General features: G+C 44.0%; 17 protein-coding genes. All 17 read right to left on the reverse strand.

Annotated elements, in window-relative coordinates; all coding sequences use genetic code 11:
- Nucleotides 1-6 precede the first annotated feature (6 nt).
- From NPE20_RS06090 to NPE20_RS06170, 17 genes are read right to left on the reverse strand one after another with little or no spacing between them, the layout of a single operon-like run.
- Complete coding sequence (locus NPE20_RS06090; protein WP_256537721.1) at nucleotides 7-2,202, reverse strand: phage tail protein; 2,196 nt, start codon at nucleotides 2,200-2,202, stop codon at nucleotides 7-9.
- Nucleotides 2,199-4,865: a baseplate J/gp47 family protein gene (locus NPE20_RS06095; RefSeq protein ID WP_256537722.1), complete on the reverse strand. Its 2,667-nt coding sequence runs from the start codon at nucleotides 4,863-4,865 to the stop codon at nucleotides 2,199-2,201. The genes NPE20_RS06090 and NPE20_RS06095 overlap by 4 nt, the downstream gene beginning before the upstream one ends.
- On the reverse strand, nucleotides 4,862-7,411 hold the full coding sequence (locus tag NPE20_RS06100; RefSeq protein WP_256537723.1) for a putative baseplate assembly protein: 2,550 nt from the start codon (nucleotides 7,409-7,411) through the stop codon (nucleotides 4,862-4,864). Before NPE20_RS06100 ends, NPE20_RS06095 begins: the two co-directional genes overlap by 4 nt.
- Before the next feature lie 6 nt (nucleotides 7,412-7,417).
- Complete coding sequence (locus tag NPE20_RS06105) at nucleotides 7,418-7,768, reverse strand: GPW/gp25 family protein (protein ID WP_256537724.1); 351 nt, start codon at nucleotides 7,766-7,768, stop codon at nucleotides 7,418-7,420.
- 4 nt (nucleotides 7,769-7,772) lie between these two features.
- On the reverse strand, nucleotides 7,773-8,093 hold the full coding sequence (locus NPE20_RS06110) for a DUF4280 domain-containing protein (protein ID WP_256537725.1): 321 nt from the start codon (nucleotides 8,091-8,093) through the stop codon (nucleotides 7,773-7,775).
- A gap of 8 nt (nucleotides 8,094-8,101) precedes the next feature.
- Nucleotides 8,102-8,626: a phage baseplate assembly protein V gene (locus tag NPE20_RS06115; protein WP_256537726.1), complete on the reverse strand. Its 525-nt coding sequence runs from the start codon at nucleotides 8,624-8,626 to the stop codon at nucleotides 8,102-8,104.
- Nucleotides 8,623-9,750, reverse strand: coding sequence for a hypothetical protein (locus NPE20_RS06120; RefSeq protein WP_256537728.1), 1,128 nt, complete (start codon nucleotides 9,748-9,750; stop codon nucleotides 8,623-8,625). Before NPE20_RS06120 ends, NPE20_RS06115 begins: the two co-directional genes overlap by 4 nt.
- On the reverse strand, nucleotides 9,743-10,105 hold the full coding sequence (locus NPE20_RS06125) for a LysM peptidoglycan-binding domain-containing protein (protein ID WP_256537729.1): 363 nt from the start codon (nucleotides 10,103-10,105) through the stop codon (nucleotides 9,743-9,745). The genes NPE20_RS06120 and NPE20_RS06125 overlap by 8 nt, the downstream gene beginning before the upstream one ends.
- The gene (locus tag NPE20_RS06130; RefSeq protein ID WP_256537730.1) at nucleotides 10,102-10,755 is read right to left on the reverse strand and encodes a hypothetical protein; all 654 of its coding nucleotides are present in this window, start codon (nucleotides 10,753-10,755) and stop codon (nucleotides 10,102-10,104) included. Before NPE20_RS06130 ends, NPE20_RS06125 begins: the two co-directional genes overlap by 4 nt.
- Nucleotides 10,752-11,045, reverse strand: coding sequence for a hypothetical protein (locus NPE20_RS06135; protein ID WP_256537731.1), 294 nt, complete (start codon nucleotides 11,043-11,045; stop codon nucleotides 10,752-10,754). The genes NPE20_RS06130 and NPE20_RS06135 overlap by 4 nt, the downstream gene beginning before the upstream one ends.
- Complete coding sequence (locus tag NPE20_RS06140) at nucleotides 11,042-13,012, reverse strand: ATP-binding protein (RefSeq protein ID WP_256537732.1); 1,971 nt, start codon at nucleotides 13,010-13,012, stop codon at nucleotides 11,042-11,044. Before NPE20_RS06140 ends, NPE20_RS06135 begins: the two co-directional genes overlap by 4 nt.
- A complete protein-coding gene (locus tag NPE20_RS06145; protein ID WP_256537733.1) occupies nucleotides 13,009-14,334 on the reverse strand; it encodes a Pvc16 family protein in 1,326 nt (441 codons plus the stop codon). The genes NPE20_RS06140 and NPE20_RS06145 overlap by 4 nt, the downstream gene beginning before the upstream one ends.
- Nucleotides 14,335-15,126: a hypothetical protein gene (locus tag NPE20_RS06150; RefSeq protein ID WP_256537734.1), complete on the reverse strand. Its 792-nt coding sequence runs from the start codon at nucleotides 15,124-15,126 to the stop codon at nucleotides 14,335-14,337.
- Complete coding sequence (locus tag NPE20_RS06155; protein ID WP_256537735.1) at nucleotides 15,123-15,866, reverse strand: T4 family baseplate hub assembly chaperone; 744 nt, start codon at nucleotides 15,864-15,866, stop codon at nucleotides 15,123-15,125. Before NPE20_RS06155 ends, NPE20_RS06150 begins: the two co-directional genes overlap by 4 nt.
- Before the next feature lie 12 nt (nucleotides 15,867-15,878).
- Nucleotides 15,879-16,400, reverse strand: a complete 522-nt coding sequence (locus NPE20_RS06160) for a phage tail protein (protein WP_256537736.1) — start codon at nucleotides 16,398-16,400, stop codon at nucleotides 15,879-15,881.
- A gap of 13 nt (nucleotides 16,401-16,413) precedes the next feature.
- Nucleotides 16,414-17,991, reverse strand: coding sequence for a phage tail sheath family protein (locus NPE20_RS06165; RefSeq protein WP_256537737.1), 1,578 nt, complete (start codon nucleotides 17,989-17,991; stop codon nucleotides 16,414-16,416).
- A gap of 53 nt (nucleotides 17,992-18,044) precedes the next feature.
- Nucleotides 18,045-18,545: a UpxY family transcription antiterminator gene (locus NPE20_RS06170; protein ID WP_256537738.1), complete on the reverse strand. Its 501-nt coding sequence runs from the start codon at nucleotides 18,543-18,545 to the stop codon at nucleotides 18,045-18,047.
- Between the last annotated feature and the right edge of the window lie 263 nt (nucleotides 18,546-18,808).

Genomic DNA, 18,808 nt, shown 5'->3' on the forward strand with positions numbered 1-18,808 from the left:
ATTGGTTTATGATGCATATAATATCCCTGCCTCGAGCCCAAAACGCAGATATTCATCTAAGCGGGCCCTAAGGTTTTGTTCGCGCTGCGGCTGATACAAATTATGGAATACACCTATTTCTGCCCCGTCATCAGCGCCTTGCTTTATTTGTTGGGCACAATATTTACTTAATTGACAATAACCCGCGTCGCCGTATTTTTCGCTGGTAAATACCGGCTTTACAGTTGTGGCAAGCTCGGCCTTTTCTGGTTGGCAATGGTACAAACGCGGCAATTTTGAACCCGGCGGCACGTACGAAAAACGGATACACCCTTGTTGCAGGCGTTCGGCAATAACCGGGCTTGCCCAAGTATCTGCAGGTAATAACTCCGAATTGAATATGGAGTTTGATGCGTTTATAACCATTGCATAAACCTTACCCGTTACCGTTGTGTTTATTAAACTTAATGCTGCCCCGAAACCTGATCCTGCCAGTCCGCTGTAAACAACGCCAGTTGGATCTGCGGCATCAGCAATGCTATTTTCCAGTGTTATATCTGCCCCATCAATAGAACGGATAGCCCCCGTAATGGATGACTTGATGTTAATAACCGTATCCGGCAGCTCTATTATCAGTGCCGGCACCGCGGCTTTTGATGCCCTTGCGCCAATTGCCGGGACAGGCCCGGGTGCAATGGTGCAATGTTCTATCACCAAAGAGTGCAGCTTATTAGCACTTGTATCTGCTTTTTTAAGCGGAATTCTTAAAGCACCACCGCTAAAAGTAATACCATTTACAGAGAAGATGGCCTCATCCCCTCCTTCTATAGAAACATCTCCATTCAGTACCAGCAAGGGGTTAAACCCATCGGCAGCCCGTAGTTCTATTTTCTTCTCGGCAGCAATTTTAACTACCGGTGTTTCAAAAAAGTAAGCGTTACTGTGTACCTCCACAACTCCTCCGGTCAAGGTTAATGCATTAAGGGCAGCCTGAATAGTTGGTTGTTCGGATGGTACTTTTATTATGTTTTTCAGTTCCGCATCAAAGGTTTTGCCCCGGCTATATTCGCCGCCGCCCATTGCTGTGCTAAATCCCGAAAAGTAATTTACATCTACCTTAGTGGGTGCATTAGCTATCGGGAAAGCCAGCCTACCCAGAACCGGATCGATAGTTATTTTATCCACAGGGGTATTGGCCCAGCCTATCACATTACCACCCGGATCGAGCAGATCGCTCAGATTACAAACTTTAACAATATCTGCTAAGGCAGGTGGTACGCCATCTCCGGGTAAAACAGCCGTGTCATTTTTATAGACCAATATACTTTCGTTTCCATCGCCATAAAAGGCATCAAGATCGGTTAGCATGTTACGCCCAATGGGCATAGCAACATTGCTTTCATTAGCCAGATGGGTAATTATAGCATCTGTTTGCGGACTGTTGTATAATGGTACATCAAGCCCTAATCGGTTAAACTTATAACGGGTACTATCAATTTTATAAGCGGGTGATTTGGTATGCGCGTAACTGTTTATTCGCCATAACCAAACACCTATATTTTGGATATTGTATTCACCTCTTTTGCTCGTAATATTTCTTACATCGGCAGTATGCGCGGTTTTATCAAACGGTTTATTAATTTTTTCATGCGTATCCCATGCGCGGATGCTGGCTACTGATAAATTTTCGGGGCGTAAATGGTTTAAGTATTGTGTGGTGGCAAGCAGTTGAAAATATTCTACAACGCTTGCATTCCACCCGGTTACATCCCGGGCTAATTGCTCTAAAACGGCGGCTGTACCTTTGCGCCTTCGGTACGAAAGCGTATTGGCCACCTGCGACCGCTGACTAAAATCAGCATCGGGGTAAACATATAAACCACGGGCAGCCACAAGGTCTCCAATATAAGGCACAACCCATTCTGCGCAGGTTTCAATAAATTGATCATCATAAAGCTGATCAAAATTATCTTCCAATACGGCTATCTGGTCGGCAATTATACTAAGCAACGCTTTTAACGGCCCTCTCTGCTTCTCGTCAAGCAAACTGCGAAGGTCGTCGGCCTCAAGGCTGTCCTGGTTTATAATGCCACTAAGTTCCAGTGTTAACTGTGCAATACTTGCCTTATCATCCGCGGTAAGTACTTTAGCACCAAACTTCGTATCCCGCACCCTGTAAAAGGCAGGTAAAAGCTGGTACAACCTGTTTACATCAAAACTCATAACATTTGTGTTAATTGAATAGGTCGCGGGTCAATAGTGAGCAGCTCTGCAGGGACAATTTTATCGTCCCCCTGCTCTGGCCTGGCTGATTTGAGTAGGTTATTTAAAACCAGACTATTCTCTGTTCTATACAAATTATCAAGGTCAATAGCTACAACGCCCTCAATCTTTTGCATGGCAGCAATTACTTCGCTTTGCGAAACCAACTGCCCTAATTGCCTTTGTTTAAACGAAAACCTGTCCCTTAAACAGGCATCAACAGCATTTAATACATTTTTGGCGATATATGCAGGGTCTATTTGAACTTTGGCTTCAAGCCTGAAGAAAACCGGTTTATATGACCTTACGGCAATAGGCACATTAGCATCGCCTAATTTTAATAGGGTATTTGTTAAGCTACCGACAAGATCATCACTCACCAACTGGCCATTTGAACCGGCTACAGTGATGCTCACCCCTCTTTTTTGCCCAAACCACGCCCATGTGGACAGCGCTTTATCTATCCCGGCAAATGCGCGGGAAAAATCTTCATAATCCTGCAGAGATACTATACGGCCAAGTGTGTGTATGGTTAAAGTAGCATTGGCTTTTGCATCATCAATTTGCTCAGCATCGGCAGCGCCACTTGGTGCCAGCATATTGGTAACCTCTTTAACCCCTAAAGGCCGGGTAATTAACTGTGACAATTGATTAGCTTTTACCAAACCGCCAAGCCCTATACCTTTTCGGTATGTTGCTTTAATATTATTTTGCCCTCTTGGTAAGCGGGAGCCGTTTATACCATCGCCAAATATAATGGTGGTGGTAGCATCGTCATTTAGTTGAGTCACATATACTTTATCAGTAGATGCACAGCCAATAAATGAGTCTGTTTTTAACCAAAGAATATCATTTACCCTTATTTCGAGGGTTGATTTAGCACCCGATGCGGTATCGGCGCTTATATAAGTTAACGGAGTTTGCTTTAAGGTAAATTTTTGGAAAGCTTTAGATGTATCGCCACTCCCCAGCACCTCTTTAACCGTTTCGCCATTTGTTGCGTAAGCTATATTGGCATTTATATATACGGAGCTGCGCAAATACTCATTTTTGAGAGATTGCTCAAAAACAAGGAATGTAAGCCCGCTTTCAATAATTATACTTTTGATGATCAGCAACTCTGTTGATGTTACCCCGGGGATATCTGCACGCTTGCCTGTAAGTAAAATTGTTTGGCCAATAGCCAGTTTCATATCAAGCGTTTGTAGTTCCAGTTTATCGCCGGTAACAACCTCGTCTATCTGGGTTTGGGCCAGCTCAAGTTTTTCGCTTTGGGCGTATACCGCAATATCGCGCAAAGGGGCAATATCTCCCGCTGTATTAGGGTCGTACCAGTGTATGTTCCATGGAAATTTTACCAGGGTAGTTTTAGAACTTAGACCATAAGCTGTTCTAGACCGCTGATAGACCTCACTAATCTGCGACGCATCGGAATCTTCAATTGCTACGTCGGGTTTTTGCACTGCTATAAAGCTATTTGGCAATATGCCGTCATAAGCGTTATCTAAAAATATCCTATCCAGCTGTTCAGCGTCAATAGGCCACTCTTTCCATTCAACTGGTTTTTTTGGAAGGGTACCATCATACACCACCTGCTTTAAGGCATTGTATCCAAATACTGAAACCCGTTTGCGAAATACGTATACACTAACATCATTTTCCTCGGCTTTGCTTTCAGTTATCTTTTTTACACCAAGTAAAAAATCGGTTGTTGGCCATCCCTGGGTTTTGAGCAGGGCAGACAGGTCTTCCCTATTCCAGGTACTGTTTATGATGTTTTTAATAACATTTTCGTCAAGTGTCAATTTATCCGGAAAATCAGTTATTGAACCATCCACCACCGGCTCCGGCTGCTCATATGGCGGCATAGCAGCTGTAGTATCCAGATTGGCCCACGTAGTTTGGGTATTGATATCTAAATAAATACTCAATATTTTGCGTAACCCCGGCTTTTTAGGATTCTTGATGTATAAAATGTCACCTACTTTAAGATCATTGCTCAGCCCTTTAAAAACTATTCTATTTGTATCCCTATCAGGACTTTGTTTTTGTGTTATCCTTGGCTTTAAAGCATTCCATTCGGCGCGGGCATAGATTTCTTCAATGGTTTCAAAGGTTTGGGCTGTTTCATTAGGCCCGGGTACGCTTTGCACCTTGGTGCCGCTTTCAATTAATACAGGCGGCAGATCTACCCCCGAATTACCAGTTATAACACCCGCGGTTAAAGCGCCCGGCAGGTCATCCAGTTTAAAAGACAAATAGGTACTTGCAGCAACACCCGGCCGCAGCTCGTAATCAATTAAACGGGCAAGCTCCAGTACAGATAACCGCTCGGTAGCTGTTTTTAAATAGGATTCGTTTGCAATGCGCTCCTGATAAAAAGTAAGCACATCTGAAACAACCGACCATGAATCGAGCAGGGCTATAGTGAAATCATTATCATTTCTGGTAGACAGGTCACGCAGGGAGGGCTGCCTTGAAAGTGTTAATGCAGCAAGCAGACTTTTCTTAAAATCGTCGTGTACACCCGCACGATAAGCAATGGCATTTAACCCGGGCCGGTTATAAACCGTAAGCGGTGTTTCTGGCGATGTGCCGGAACAGCAATTGCAGGTATCGCTCATTTTCTACCTCCGTTTATTATCAGGTTAAATACACCCCTTTCAGGGAAATTAGGATTATTGTCCACACGTGCTATTTCGAGCCGGTTAATGAAAAGTTTGCCGCTATCAATAGCATCCGTTAATGGCTGGCCCTGGCGTTGAAACTTAATAACATTTACCGATGCTACACCCGGTATTTCCTGTGCTGTCGCGTATATATTGCTCAGGTAAACCGTTTGCCCGAATGTGAAATTATCCGGGTGGAAAACACCTTTTTTCCCATTAGGCAATACCCGGTTACTGAAGGCTTTCAGCAGCGCCGCTTTTACATCGGATGCAAAGTAGGTATCCTGTATACAAACGTTTATTTCTATATCTAATGAAACGTATACCGGGCCGTTAACCTCCAGGTCAACACCTGCCATTCTGTATTTTTCAAGTCCGCTTCGCAGATCAGTTTCATATTGTTCATCAACATCATATCCTCCCATGCGATCAACCGATATAAAATTGGTGTGCCAGCTGCCTGTCCACCGGGACGTAGCTGCGGCACGCTGGATATCGGGCATGCTGCGTTTGGCCATTTCTTCATAATCAGCAGGCAATACCGCCCGTTCCTGCACCCTAAAGGTTTTAGGTGCTTTAAGCCTCACCTCCTCCATACTTTCGGGATCAATACCGCCGGTTGCAGGTAAAAGATTAGTTATTTTCAATATGGCAGCTTTATTATTCAGTATCGCATTATCATTTGTAGCAATATGGGCAAGTACATCGGCCCCTATGTTACCGTTTGTACCGTTACCTATGCGATATGTTGCTGTAAACTTAGAACCCGCTTTTGGCCTTGCACCTAATATGCCATCGCCAAACCGTATATGGGCTGCACCGTCAGATTCCATCTCAACTACAAATTCTTTAATTTGCGAATTGCTTTCCAGCAGATCGCGTTGCGGAAACCATTGGCCGGTAACTATCGGCGCATCCGGGTCTTCAAACTCACTAAGTACTATTTCCGGTTTAATAAAGCCGTTCAGCTTCCCGGTTACCAAAGTAGCCGGAGTTGTGATATCATCGTTATTATATTCAACGGCAAACGTTAAAGGCCCTTGCTTTAAATGCGGGCGGTAACGTGGCAATATCAAGTCAGCATCCTCATGTTTACAATGATCTGTTTGCTGATCAGTGGTCGCTACTCTGGCCAGTGGCGCCCTTTGCGGATAAAGGGAACTTTCTTGTGCATCCTTATACGTAAGGCCATGATCTGCCAAAACGATGTTGCCAAGTGCTACACTTACATTGGGTATATAATCGCTGTTTACCCTTGATGATATACATAGCGAAAAAGGTAAAGCGTCGAGCGTATTCCAGGTTATTTCTGTAACCGGCTGCTCCCCATTAAATAAGGGGTCTTGAGATGGAGTTACCGCCGTTAACCTTACGGGATGCCTATGCTTAGCGTCGGCATCGCCGATGGCGCCTGTTTTTGGGCCAAGCACTTCTGCCAGTATCAATATATCCCCCACCTTAAGGTTGGGGTAACTACCTGCTAAAGTTGCAGAGGTTGTTCCTTTCGGTAAACAGCATTCTTCTTCGCCCCAGGTATAAAAATTAATGGAGTTATGTTTACTGTAAAAAACAGTATCGTGTAATAGCTCAAATACCTGCGCACCCTCGTAAACCGCCTGCTCAAATTGTGTGCTATTTATTGGTATAACAGCGGGTAATTCGGGTATATGGGCTATAAATTTTGTTTTGTTATTCTCATTGCCGGCCTTGTAGTTATAACCATTTAAGTCATCGCTTACGCTTATTTGTACCCAGGCACGTGCGTTGCATCCATCGTTTATAAAATAATCTACCAACCGTGCATGCCTTCTAACCGAAACCCGTTTGCGGGAGGTGTTCAGGTAAGCTTCTGTCGCGATAGCATCCTGTTGATAGCTCAAATAATCGCCTACATAGGCCAGCAGCTCGATAATAGCTACACCAGGATCGGCAGGGTTACGCTCTGTCCAGCCCGGGGCTAACAGCGACATCCTGTCAAGCATTAACTGCCTGAAACTGGAATAATCTTTCGCCAGGTAATTTATATCGGGTATAGGTGCAGTCAGTTTTTCACATGAGGTATCCTGCTGGCAATCAAAATCACTCGGGCAAAGCACCTTAAATGAAAAATCAACCTCCGAAAGTATCAGATCAAAATTTGCAGGCGGCTGCGGATGGTCTTCATCCTTGATAAGGCGAAGCTTATAAGTTGAGAAATCGCCCGATTTATTTACTTTGATCTGCAACACCCGCGCATCGGAAACCAAGGGGGAAGCAACCGCGACTGCTTTAACCTCAATAACCTTTATACCCTTTATCCGTTCACCACCTTCTATCCTGAAGTTTGCTTTTGTAAGCGTAACCGGTAATACTGGTTTCAAAAAATGAATAAACAGCGTAGTTTGCCTGTCCTGGTTTGCATCAGCAGGGTTATCCAGAACTTCTAAAAAGTCGATACCATTTAAGGTGGCATGGGCTTTAACCGCGTTCCTTCTTATTTCGCTACAGCAGTGGTATTGCATTTGTTATTAACTTGAAAATTGCACGGTGAAATTTTGTTGTGTACTGCGGATGGTATAGCTTACCACCACCTCTAAAACCGAATCAATTGTATTTACCTGTACAGCGTTTATTTCTATTAAATGCCCAAGCCATTGTTGTAATGAACCTTGTACCAGGAATTGCGTTGTTGCTGCCATTTCGGTACTATTGGGTTCAAACACAAGCTTTAAAAGGCCGCTTCCAAAATCGGGGCGGTTAACGCGTTCGCCCGGGCTTGTAAACAGCACCTGCTCAATCAGCGTACGTATATGTTCTTCGTAGCAGGTTTCGGCAGTTTGGCCGAGATTATTAAACTGATAGGGAAATTTTAAATCCATTTTATTAGGTGCCGGTAACTTTTGTTTGTGTAGATACGATGAGTGCAGGGGTACCATTGGGCACGCAAACTGCCTGGCTATCTAAAAGCAAAACCGGCAACCCATCTGATGTTACGCGAACAGCCCCCGTTACCCATTGTGCTGTAACACATGGTACTGGTGCCCCCGAAACATTGAACGGACAACCGGCTATTGTATATGGTGCGGCCTGGGTAACAATTGGCTGACCGCTAACCATAACTCTTGTACTGGTAACTGTTGGCTGGGCCTGGCCGCCGTGCGCACATTGCACAGTAGCCCCCATATGAAGTAAAAATCCAGGCATAAACAGATTTATATAATTGTTAAAGCTCCATTATTGATTGTTATAGTTGGGCCCACCAGAGTAATAGTGGCACCCTTTCCGTTTTGGATATAAATACCCGTATCGTTTACTATTAAACTGGCCCCGGTTGCGCTTTTAAGCATTATACCCCCGGTAGGCCCCGGCAGGTCACTTATCACGAATGAGTTTTGCCCTACGGTTTGCATAACAATATTGGGAGAAACCGGTAACCCCGCTTTTGATAATGGCGGTACATCTGATGCCAGCCCCCAGCGGCAGCCAACCCAAATGGGCCTGTCAGCGCTTCCGTGTTCAAACTCAACCCAAACACCTGCTCCAATAGGTGGTACCATGTAAACCCCCATTGGAGGGCCGGTTGGGCCAGCCAGCGGAACGCAAGGTTCGGCCCAGGAGCTGGGTATCAGATCCAACACATCGGGGACGGATAGCAGCAGCCGCCCGCGCATGTCCGGATCAAGATTGTTGATTACTGTTCCACGGAATTTTCCATAATAAGGTCCGCCTGTACTCATGTTAATACAAAAGGTGTGTTTGATATTACCCCGTCGCGAGATAGGGTAAAGCTTTGTTTATACTCGCCGGGTTTAATATTATGTGTTACGCTATCAACAAAGTACATCCCATCATAAGTTATCCCGGCCCCTCTTACGCCTACCATCATCCTCGATCTAAGTATATATTGATATCGCAAAACATCAAGCGAGCCACTGCCGCTTACCGCTGCCGAATTGTTTAACAAAAACCCAAGTATGCCCTGGGCAGCTTCTGTTGCATCTGCCTGTGCAACATCAGTAGCAAACTCAATTTTTGATGGCGGCGTTGGCCTTGCACCCATTGGCGGTTTAAACAGGTTAATATTTGGCACAGGTATGGGTATAGGTATCTTTTTGGTGATAGGATCCATAATGGTGTAGATCCGCACCTTTTTGGCCAGGCCATCAAGCGAAAAACTTATGCTTTCTACATTGGTGGCACCATCCATATTTACCGTTAAGGCGGGCTGCGGAACAGGTACATTTACATCGGGCCCGAAATAGGCAATACTTTGCCCCGGGAATGGACCGGCCTCTACAAAAAACAAATATCCGCACTTACTTGCCAACTGTTTAATATATGCCCTATCGGTCATTTTTGGTTGGGTGCGCCAGGTTTCGGTTGGCGATTGTATCAGCGATATAATAGGCGGTATTACCAGCGGCACAATGCCTAAAAATGCATATTTAGCCAGTATTAGATTTATTATTCCCACTTCGGGCATGGCTGGATATGGAATTATCATATCAATAATATCCATAGCTAAACTCAGGTCCTCACCGGTAATGGTCAATGTTGACTTACCCGGTTCGTTAGATGGCCCCAATTGATGATTGGTAACCAGCCCATCCATTATTACATTGGGTATGCCGTTAAGTGTGGCTATTAAAATTACCCTCGTAGTAATGGGATCAAAAAAACCTGCCGGAAGCATTGTAGTAACAATGCTCGAATTTTTACCGGTTAAAAAACTTATTTGAAAACCGCTGCGGTCTTTACTGTTTGTAACCTGGATATTACTAAGTGCATCTACCAATACCTGTGGGGCCGGGATAGGTACACCCGGGCCAATTAACAGGGTAAGATATATTCCTTTAAGCATTGCTGTTTCCGGGGATACCTTCGGGTAGTGTGATCTTTATTTTGCTGCCCGGTTCTTCTATCAGTTCCTCGGGGCGCATGGCATTGTTGGCATCACAAATTTGCCAGTAACGTTCGGGGTCGCCCAGGTATTCAACAGTGACCTGGTCAAGGCGTTCCCCCTGCAGAACAGTATGTTCCTGCAATTTAAAAAACTGATCAGGCTGCGGTAAAAACCTCCTGCGCAGGTAAGTAATACTGTTACCATTCACATCCTGCATTGTAGTGGTATCAATACTATAATACCTGCTTGCCGATGAGAACGTATTAGTTTTTAGCCCGCTTTGCTGTAGTAATGATTGAATTGATGTAGTCATACTATTGCTTTTATACCCAGTTTACTTAACGACCCGGAAATGAACATAGCAGCAAGGCTTTCTTTATTTTGCTGATAGCTCATATACAGGTTACCGCCCTTGTTGTTAAACCCAAGGTCATCAACATTTAACACACGCATGCCAAGGCTTACCTTGGCTCTAATTGGATTAAGGTTTACATCGAAAGCCTCTTCGGTAATACTAAATTCAGTTATACGGACCGGGATGATACGATTTGCATTCCAGATGAACAGTGCAAGTGACGATTCCATTGGTGCAATTTCTATTGTACCAACCTTTGCCATATTGTTGTTGGCTATAAGATGCCCGCTTGTTGGGTAGATCATCATTTCGAGCGCCGCTAACTGTGGTTGTATGCCAACTTTTGATGTTAGCTTATCGGCAGTTTCCAACTGGTCGGTTCCATCTATCTCTGCTTCGAGCTTTATATTTTCTGTAGGTGGGCCGGTAAGGCGTAATGCCTCCGAGCGGCTGTTACCCTCGCCCCCTGTACCATGCACTTGCATTGTACGCGTTAGCGTATCAGGGTTGTATTGCAGGGCTATTACCTTCTGTATTGCCGATGTTTGCGGGTCTACTAATACAATACCTCCCTTTATCAAATAAGGCGAACCTGTGAATGATGTCATAATTTATTCGGTTTTGGGCTTTTAGGTTCGCTAAACCCGTTATAAACGTGGTTTGATATGGCCGAGGCAAGCGTTTTAAGGCTTGACCCTGCCTTCGCGTTAAAGTTACCGCCGGGCAATTGCTCAAAGCTGCCACCCGATCTTATTTCTGAAGGTAATCCGCGTTCTTTTATCATACGGCTTAATTCAAACTCAACAGCCTCTTTTAACCCTTTTGATTGTTTGGGAGAGAAACCATGGAGCACTATTTTATCAATAGCCAACTCTATATCCTGATCTTGTTTTATCACCAGTAGTTAATTTCTGAGCTGCTCAGCATTTTTTCGAGCTTGGTATACTCGCTTCTTGCGGCGCGTGATATGTGGGCCATTTGCACCGGCTGGCCATCATTGGCAGCTATAAAGGATGCATTCATGGCAATATTCTTTATGTTTCCACCAGCCACATTGAGCCGGGCAAGTTTTTCCATATCCAAATCCTGTGTCGGGGTTTGTTTTGGGAAAGCTCGTTTCCATATTTCACTCCGTTGGGCGGTATCAGGGAACGGGAACTGAACTACAAAACGCAGGCGGCGCAAAAACGCATTATCAAGAGCGCCTTTCATATTCGTAGTTAAAATAGCCAGGCCACGGTACGATTCCATTCGCTGCAGCAGATAACTTACTTCGATATTTCCATAGCGATCATGGCTATCTTTTACTTCGCTCCTGCGGCCAAACAAGGCATCGGCTTCATCAAAAAGTAATATAGAACCGCCATCTTCTGCCGCATCAAATATTTTCTTCAGATTTTTTTCTGTTTCGCCTATGTATTTGTTAACTACCTGGCTCAGATCAATGCGGTAAAGATCAAGCTGTAATTCATTTGCCAGCACCTCTGACGCCATTGTTTTACCGGTACCGCTTTCGCCGTAAAAAAGTACGCTTATGCCCAGGCCTCTCGCGCTCTTGGCAGCAAAACCCCAGTCGTCATAAACCGTAATGCGGTGCTGCACATGTATGGCTATCTCTTTTAATATTTCCTTTTGCTGCTGAGGGATAACCAGGTCGTCCCATTTGGCAACCGGGATAACCCTTTCTGCCAGCTCGTTTAGTTGTGGGCGGGTTTCGGCACAACACATGCTCCAAATGCTTTTTCCACTTTTTGTAGCGTTGCCATTTTGCGATTGATGGTTAGCCTCTAAAGCAGTCATACGAATAGTTTTGGTACTCATATTAAACTGCGATACTAACCGGCTAAGGTCTTGCCCGGTGTATTTTAGTTCGGGTTTCAGATACATTTGCCACAGCATTAACTGTTCTTTAATGGTAGGCTTATTAACATTAAGTACTACCTGCTGCCTTTTTAAATCAAGCGATGTGCTTGTTGTACTTATAAAGGTGAGTCCGTTAGTATTTTCTGCAATATTTGTTACCGATTGCAGGGTGGTTTTATCTGTAAGGTCACTTTCTAAACAATCAATAAATAAAGCGAAGTTGTTTAATGCCGATTCGCGGTTCCATAGGCGGATAAATTCGCTAAGGCTTTTCCCCGAAGGCAGATAACCTGCATTTATCGCGTATAACTGATAGCCGGCTTTTGCCGCCGCCGTTTTAGCGATCGCTCTTTTATCTGAATTATCAGCACCAACCAATTGAATTAACCTGACAAGATTGTTTGTTTGAGACCATGCTTTTGTAACCTGGTCTGCCAATGCTTGCTGTGAGGGCACAAGCTCATCATCGTTATCAACAGCTTCAAGCAATTCTGTTAACCGCTCGTCCATGTAATTTACACCTGTTAGATAGTGCAGCACCTGCTCATCAATTTTAAGCGGACTACCGGCCATCAACTCTCCAGATGTTAATTCTATTAATCGCCAGTAACGTAATGGTGATACCGGAGATAACGCGCTCCAATGGGCATCTGTAAGCGTGTGCAAGGCCAGCCTGAATGTTGGCAGAACTGATGTTTGTGTATACGCGAAAACCATTTGGCTCAGCTCTTCATCAAGCTCGACACCTGCGCATAACAGTATGATCTTTCTTTCAAAAACAGACAGGTTAAGCACCCTGCAAAGTTCATCAATAACCGCGGGGTTGGGTAACGACGCGCTAATATCTACGGTAAACTTTTTCGCGGCTACCCATTCGTTATACAAGCTATCGCTTTCCTGTTGCTGCATGTGCAGCTTCATTTCCGCCTTTATTTCGCTCAATAATGCTGCAAGGTAGCGTTGGTTTGCTTCGATCCAATCGGCATAAATTTGCGTGCTCATGGCAGTACAATGTTAGGCTTATCATAAACCCCGGCTCCATTAACCGTTAACGGACTTTCGGCGCCATCTATTTGTAACCGTACCAGGTATTTCCCGGCTTTTATTCCCTTTACTTTGAATGTCATTTTTTTAATGGGAACAAATGGTGAAGCAATTGTAAGTATAGGGTCTAAAAAACTGTAAAAAGCCGCATCTTTTGACAGATCTGCAGGGATCTCATTCAGCATTAAGATCACTTTTTGCGTTTCATCCAAAGCAGGTTCAATATTCAATACAATATCTGCGGCCCTTGGCGCATTGCCGGCACCCGTAATGTTATTTGCTGTTACACTCACTATTTGCGGACTAAGTATAAATGCCAGCGAATTGGATGTAAACCCTTTGTGCGGCATTTCTGGCGTCCCCATGTTTATGGTGTTCACTACCTGTGCCGCATGTACACCCGCTTTAAGTTCGGCGGGTAGTTTTATTGTAATAAGGGAATCGGTAACTTTCGCGCTATCGGGCGTAATGTTAAACTCGTCTACTTTAACAGTAAGATTATCCGCGTACAACGATGAACCCTGCAATACCAGGTTATAGCCCGGTAATATTTTTTGCCCTTCAACTACTGCATCAGCATCTGTTTTTTGCGATAGTAGTTTATCGATAGTTGCGTGCTTAAATGGCAGCACATATATATTCCTGTCTTTAACCGGTAGTGATGCCTTGAACGACCTCTTACTCTCTATAAGTACTACCGTTATTTTATAGGCAGCAGTAGGCCTGTATTTAGCCTGAAAGGCTGTCCATAGTTTCGATAGCTCGTCAACTGTTAAGGCCTGTGGTGTAATTTTTATCAGTTCCGTTTGCTGGTCAAGCTCGGAGGTTGACAGTGCTTTTAAATTAGCCGGAAGATCATTCCCTATAACATTAAGCGGCGGTGAAAGTGAATTTTTAATGGCGCTTTTGCTTAGTATAGGATTTTCGTGGAATAGTTGCATGCCGTATCCCAACAAGATCTCGGTATGTAACTCAACTGTACCATACGCTGTAAGCAAATAATAAAGATCGAGGGCCAGCGGCGGGTTACTTATCAGATCACCACTGCTGTTTCTTGATGGCAACCCCTGCGATGTCCACCCAACATTGGGCGAAACCTGGTACATAAACAGGTTAAGCTGGGTATGCTCGTTTGTGCTGGTGTCTATCTTATCAGGTGCCAGGGCAGTTACTACTACGTTACCGCCAACAACGCCTGTTATGTCCCTATCAATGACCCCGTTGTTCAACAGATCTTTTAAAACGTGTGTTACGGAAGCAATGGCCAGCGCTGTGCTCATTTAATTTGAATTTCTCATTTTCAGATAGTCATCCAGCGACATGCGCGGTGCTTCTGTGGTTCTATTTTTAACACGGACAGGTTGTATATCCGGTATTGCCTTCACATCTATTTGCCCAATTGTAACTTTAATAGAAGGCTTTTTTGCCTCGGGTTGCAGTGTTTCTTTTAAAGGAAGGTTTTTTGTAAAATATGCAGACTGAGAGTAAGTATCAGTCTTTAGGATCGGTTTCTGTAAAACAGGCTCATCAATTGGTTTTTTCGGGGTTGACGGCTGTGATTTGGCAAATACATTCCCCTCTTTTGGATTAGAAAAAGTATTTGAGTGATTTACAGGCTCATTAGCGATCACGTGTGATTTATCCGTGTTAGGTTTCCCGTTGTTCTCAACAGGAAAATGCGGATCAGTTATTTCCGGCTCTTTGTCAAAATCCTTTACAGGTTTGGATGGCCTATGTTCTTCTGCTGGTTTAAACTTCGCAAAAGGGCTTGGTTCGGTAGCTTTAGGCGCTTCCGGTTCTTTATCAACATCCTTTAGTTGCGTGGCAGATTTCGGTATGGCGTTAAAGGGTGCATCAGGTATATCGTCACCTTTCAAATCGCTTATGGCTGCATTTTTCGGATTAGGCTTATCCTGTGTTGGGTTAACATCGAATACATCAGTGGCACCTTCGTTTACATCAGGCATGCCTGTATTTCTGCTTTCCGACTCGAACATAGTCATCAACCTTGGCTTTACAACTTCACTCTTGAATGTATGGCGGTTAATAAGGCTGCTGATAAAAGAACTCATGCTTGTATAAGTTTAACATACATTGTGCGCCTTTGCGGGCTCATGTTTAAGATATCCTTTTCGGCCCATCCGAAAGCAGATGCCAGCAGATAGATTTCGTGCAAAAGGTGTGTTGCCCAAACATCTATCTCTGTCCATAAGTAGCTTAAAATATCAAACTTGGCCTCCCACTCATTTGAGCATGCCGGGCAATTCAGCATTATGCCAATATCTGCCTGCGGGTCATCATTACTTATCTGTTCTTCAAACGCCTGCAGGGTTTCGGTATCCAAATTCTTTACTTGTACCGGCTGGTTATTATGCTGAATGTCAATTATGCAATCGGTAAGCAATTTGTTGGGATCTGCAATATAAGAATTGGAGTTACGAATAACTCTTAACAGATCTGTACTGTTTGGAAGCCGGTATTTGATACTAAGATCTTCCCTAACAAACTCTAATACACTGTTTGCTGGTAAGGGCGGCACAGGCTGCAAATGCATATCACGGCTACTGCTTTCCCATTCTACAATCTCTGCGCATTTGGGGCAGATAGCTGTATTTTTTAGTTTTGTGCCAAAAAGATATTCGCGCAGGCATAGCAACATTTCGTCGCGGTCGCCAATACTTAACATTGCCAGCGAGGAGGGCGTTTGTTCGGGCAATGCTTTAGCTAAAAGCAAAAGCGATCTTTCAATCAGCGTTTGCTCACTGCCTATTTCCCAAAGCTGCAATAGATCAGCTGGTGTAAGGGCTTGCATCAGTTAAATGCTTTATGGTTCGGTAAATGAAGGTTCGGCAGGTTCAACAACTTCATAATCGCGTTCCCAGCCTTCATTTTCAAGTTTAATGTGCTGTATAGCTACAGCATTTGCATTGGCATCCAGATCTGGCATGGCCTGGTATTCAGATACCCAGCAACGGTAAACTTTATAAGTTATGGCCAACTGGCCGGCCTCATTATAAAGTTCTATAATGATGTCTTTCCTAAAATCCTTTAGTGATACCTCTGAACCAAGCCCCGAACCAAAGTTCCAAACTTTGTTGGCCCACTGTTCAAAGCTTACGTCATGGGTAACCCCACGTTCAAGCGATATTGCATCATACTCGGTACGGCCTGGCGACTTTCGGCTACTGCTTGGGTCTCCGCCTTCACGGTGTTTTACTACTTCTGTTGTTTTTTTTAACCCGCCTACCTTGCTCACCCCTAAAACATAACGGCCATCCCATTTTACACGGAATTTAAAATTCTTGTAAGGGTCAAAGCGCTGGGTATTAACTGTAAACTGTGCCATATTACTCTTATTATTAAGTGTCTATTTGTCCGGTTAATTGCTGAATTTTAATAAATACGAACTCTGCCGGTTTTAACGGAGCAAAGCCTACCAGGATATTTACTATCCCCAGGTTTATATCATTCTGGGTAGTGGTTTCCTTATCACATTTTACCAGGTATGCATCTTTAGGTGTAGTACCCTGGAAAGCTCCCTGGCGGAAAAGGTTATGCATAAAAGCACCCACATTTAGCCTTATTTGCGCCCAAAGTGGTTCATCATTAGGCTCAAAAACGACCCATTGTGTACCCCGGTACAAGCTTTCTTCGATAAGCAGAGCTGTACGCCTTACGGCAATATATTTATAATCATCTGCCAACTGATCAGCACCCCGTAAGGTGCGCGCGCCCCATACCACACTACCCACTATCGGGAAATTCCTGAGCACGTTTATACCTAATGGATTCAGCTGCCCGTTCTCTTCGTCAGAAAGCGTTACGTTTACTCCCTGCACCCCATTTAGTGAGGCATCAATACCAGCAGGCGATTTCCAGGCGCCGCGTGTAGTATCTGTACGTGCAATTACCCCTGCTATTATTCCGCTGGGTACAAAAACATCTGTTTGTCCATCGCGTAACTGGTCGGCTAGTTTAACTCTTGGGAAATAAAGCGCTGCATTGCGGGCATCGGGGCCGTTTAAGCCCAGCGCGCCTAAACCGGCTATCGCGTTTGCAGGTGCGTTAGCAGCATTGGCTTCCCACGCTGCCGGCGAATCAACCAATAGGATGGCCCGTTTAGCTACGCAAAGTTTCATGGCTTGTTTATACACCTGTATATCGGTATCCCCTCCTCTTACCGCTGGTGGTATACTTAGTAAATTGAACAGGTCCACATTTTTTAATGCGTAGATGCCCGTCTTGTTTACTTCGCTGCCCAGGTATTGGACTGAGGTTAAATCGATCCCGTCTGACCCGCCTGCTGCCGCAACCGAAGTAAAACCGCTGCCGGGTGGGTTTAATGGCACACTTGCAATGGGGCGGGCTACAGGTACCACGCCGTTTACCCTGACCAATACCGAGCTTTGCAGTAAAACCCGGGTAACAAACCGCGGATCGTTAGCATTGGTAGAAACATTTAAGAATGTTTCTTTAACACCACCATCTGTATCCTCAAATACAATTAAATTAAACAGGCGATTATCCGGTACAGCGCTATCAGCATCTTTTGTTTGATAATTTACCGATGCTTTAAGTTTGTTTCCCCAAATGCCGTTGCTTGCCGCTTTTAAAGACAGCGCGCCAACAGGGCTTCCAAGTGTTGGCAGGTTAATGGTTGATGCCGTTGCACCGTTCTCTATACGTACAATTATAGCCTGGCTACCGCCGTTCAAATAAAAATCCTTTACGGCATAACCCATCATACTTTTAACCCACAAACCACCAAAAGTTCGTTCAAAGTCTGAATAACTATTAATGGTGACAGGCTGATTGGCAGGCCCTTTTAAAGCTGAACCAATAAAGGCGGTTATTGAGGTAGCCACCCCAACAATTGTACGTACCCCACTGGGTATTTCCTGTACATATACACCAGGATAAGTTGGTTGTACTGACATATCTAATTTTAATTAAATGAATGATTATAGATAATTAAGCTGCTATTGAAGAGCTATTGAAGTTTACGCAGACACGAAGTTGGTACCTCAAGAGATAACGACTGGTTGATAGATTTTAACCGTATGCCAAATCTTTGTTTACCACGTTTAGAAAAAAGTTTACCCTGCAAACCCGTAAAGGGGCCGTTTATGATAATTACATTATCGCCTTGTACAAGATGGGGTTCCACATCAAATACAGTGTTTTCAAAACGCATGATGCTGAGTATCTCATCGTCGGAAACTACTGCAGGTTTACCGTTAAAGGTTATAAATCTTAACACGCCATTTATATCATATAGCGTTGAACGCTTTTTTTCGGTGGTGTTAATAAAAACGTAGTTTGGAAATAACGGAATCTGAAGTTCCTTCCGGCGATCGCTCCATTGCCGTATAACACGTTGCATAGGCAGGTATGCTTTTATGTTTTTCTTACCTAATTCCTGATGGATTCTCTTTTCGAGGTTAGGAACAGTATAAACCACATACCAGTTGGCTTTAAGCTCATATTCCATATTCAAAATATTAAGGTTCGGTTAATGCAGATAAACATGGCTTCGCCATCGGATTGTCACAATCGGTCTTGGGTTACAATAGTTTATTTGTCCCAGTAAGAAGATAAAAGTAGATGATTAATATTTGTAGATTTGGATCAATATTTTAACTTATGATTTAAGAAAAACAGCCGTTCGGCATTCAAAAAGACAAATATTAACTATTAGCTAAGTTGAAAATCTTACAAACGGATTACAATAGCTATAAGTAGCTATTTTTTTAC

This window comes from Mucilaginibacter aquariorum (genome assembly GCF_024498135.1).
Taxonomy (GTDB): Bacteria; Bacteroidota; Bacteroidia; order Sphingobacteriales; family Sphingobacteriaceae; genus Mucilaginibacter; species Mucilaginibacter aquariorum.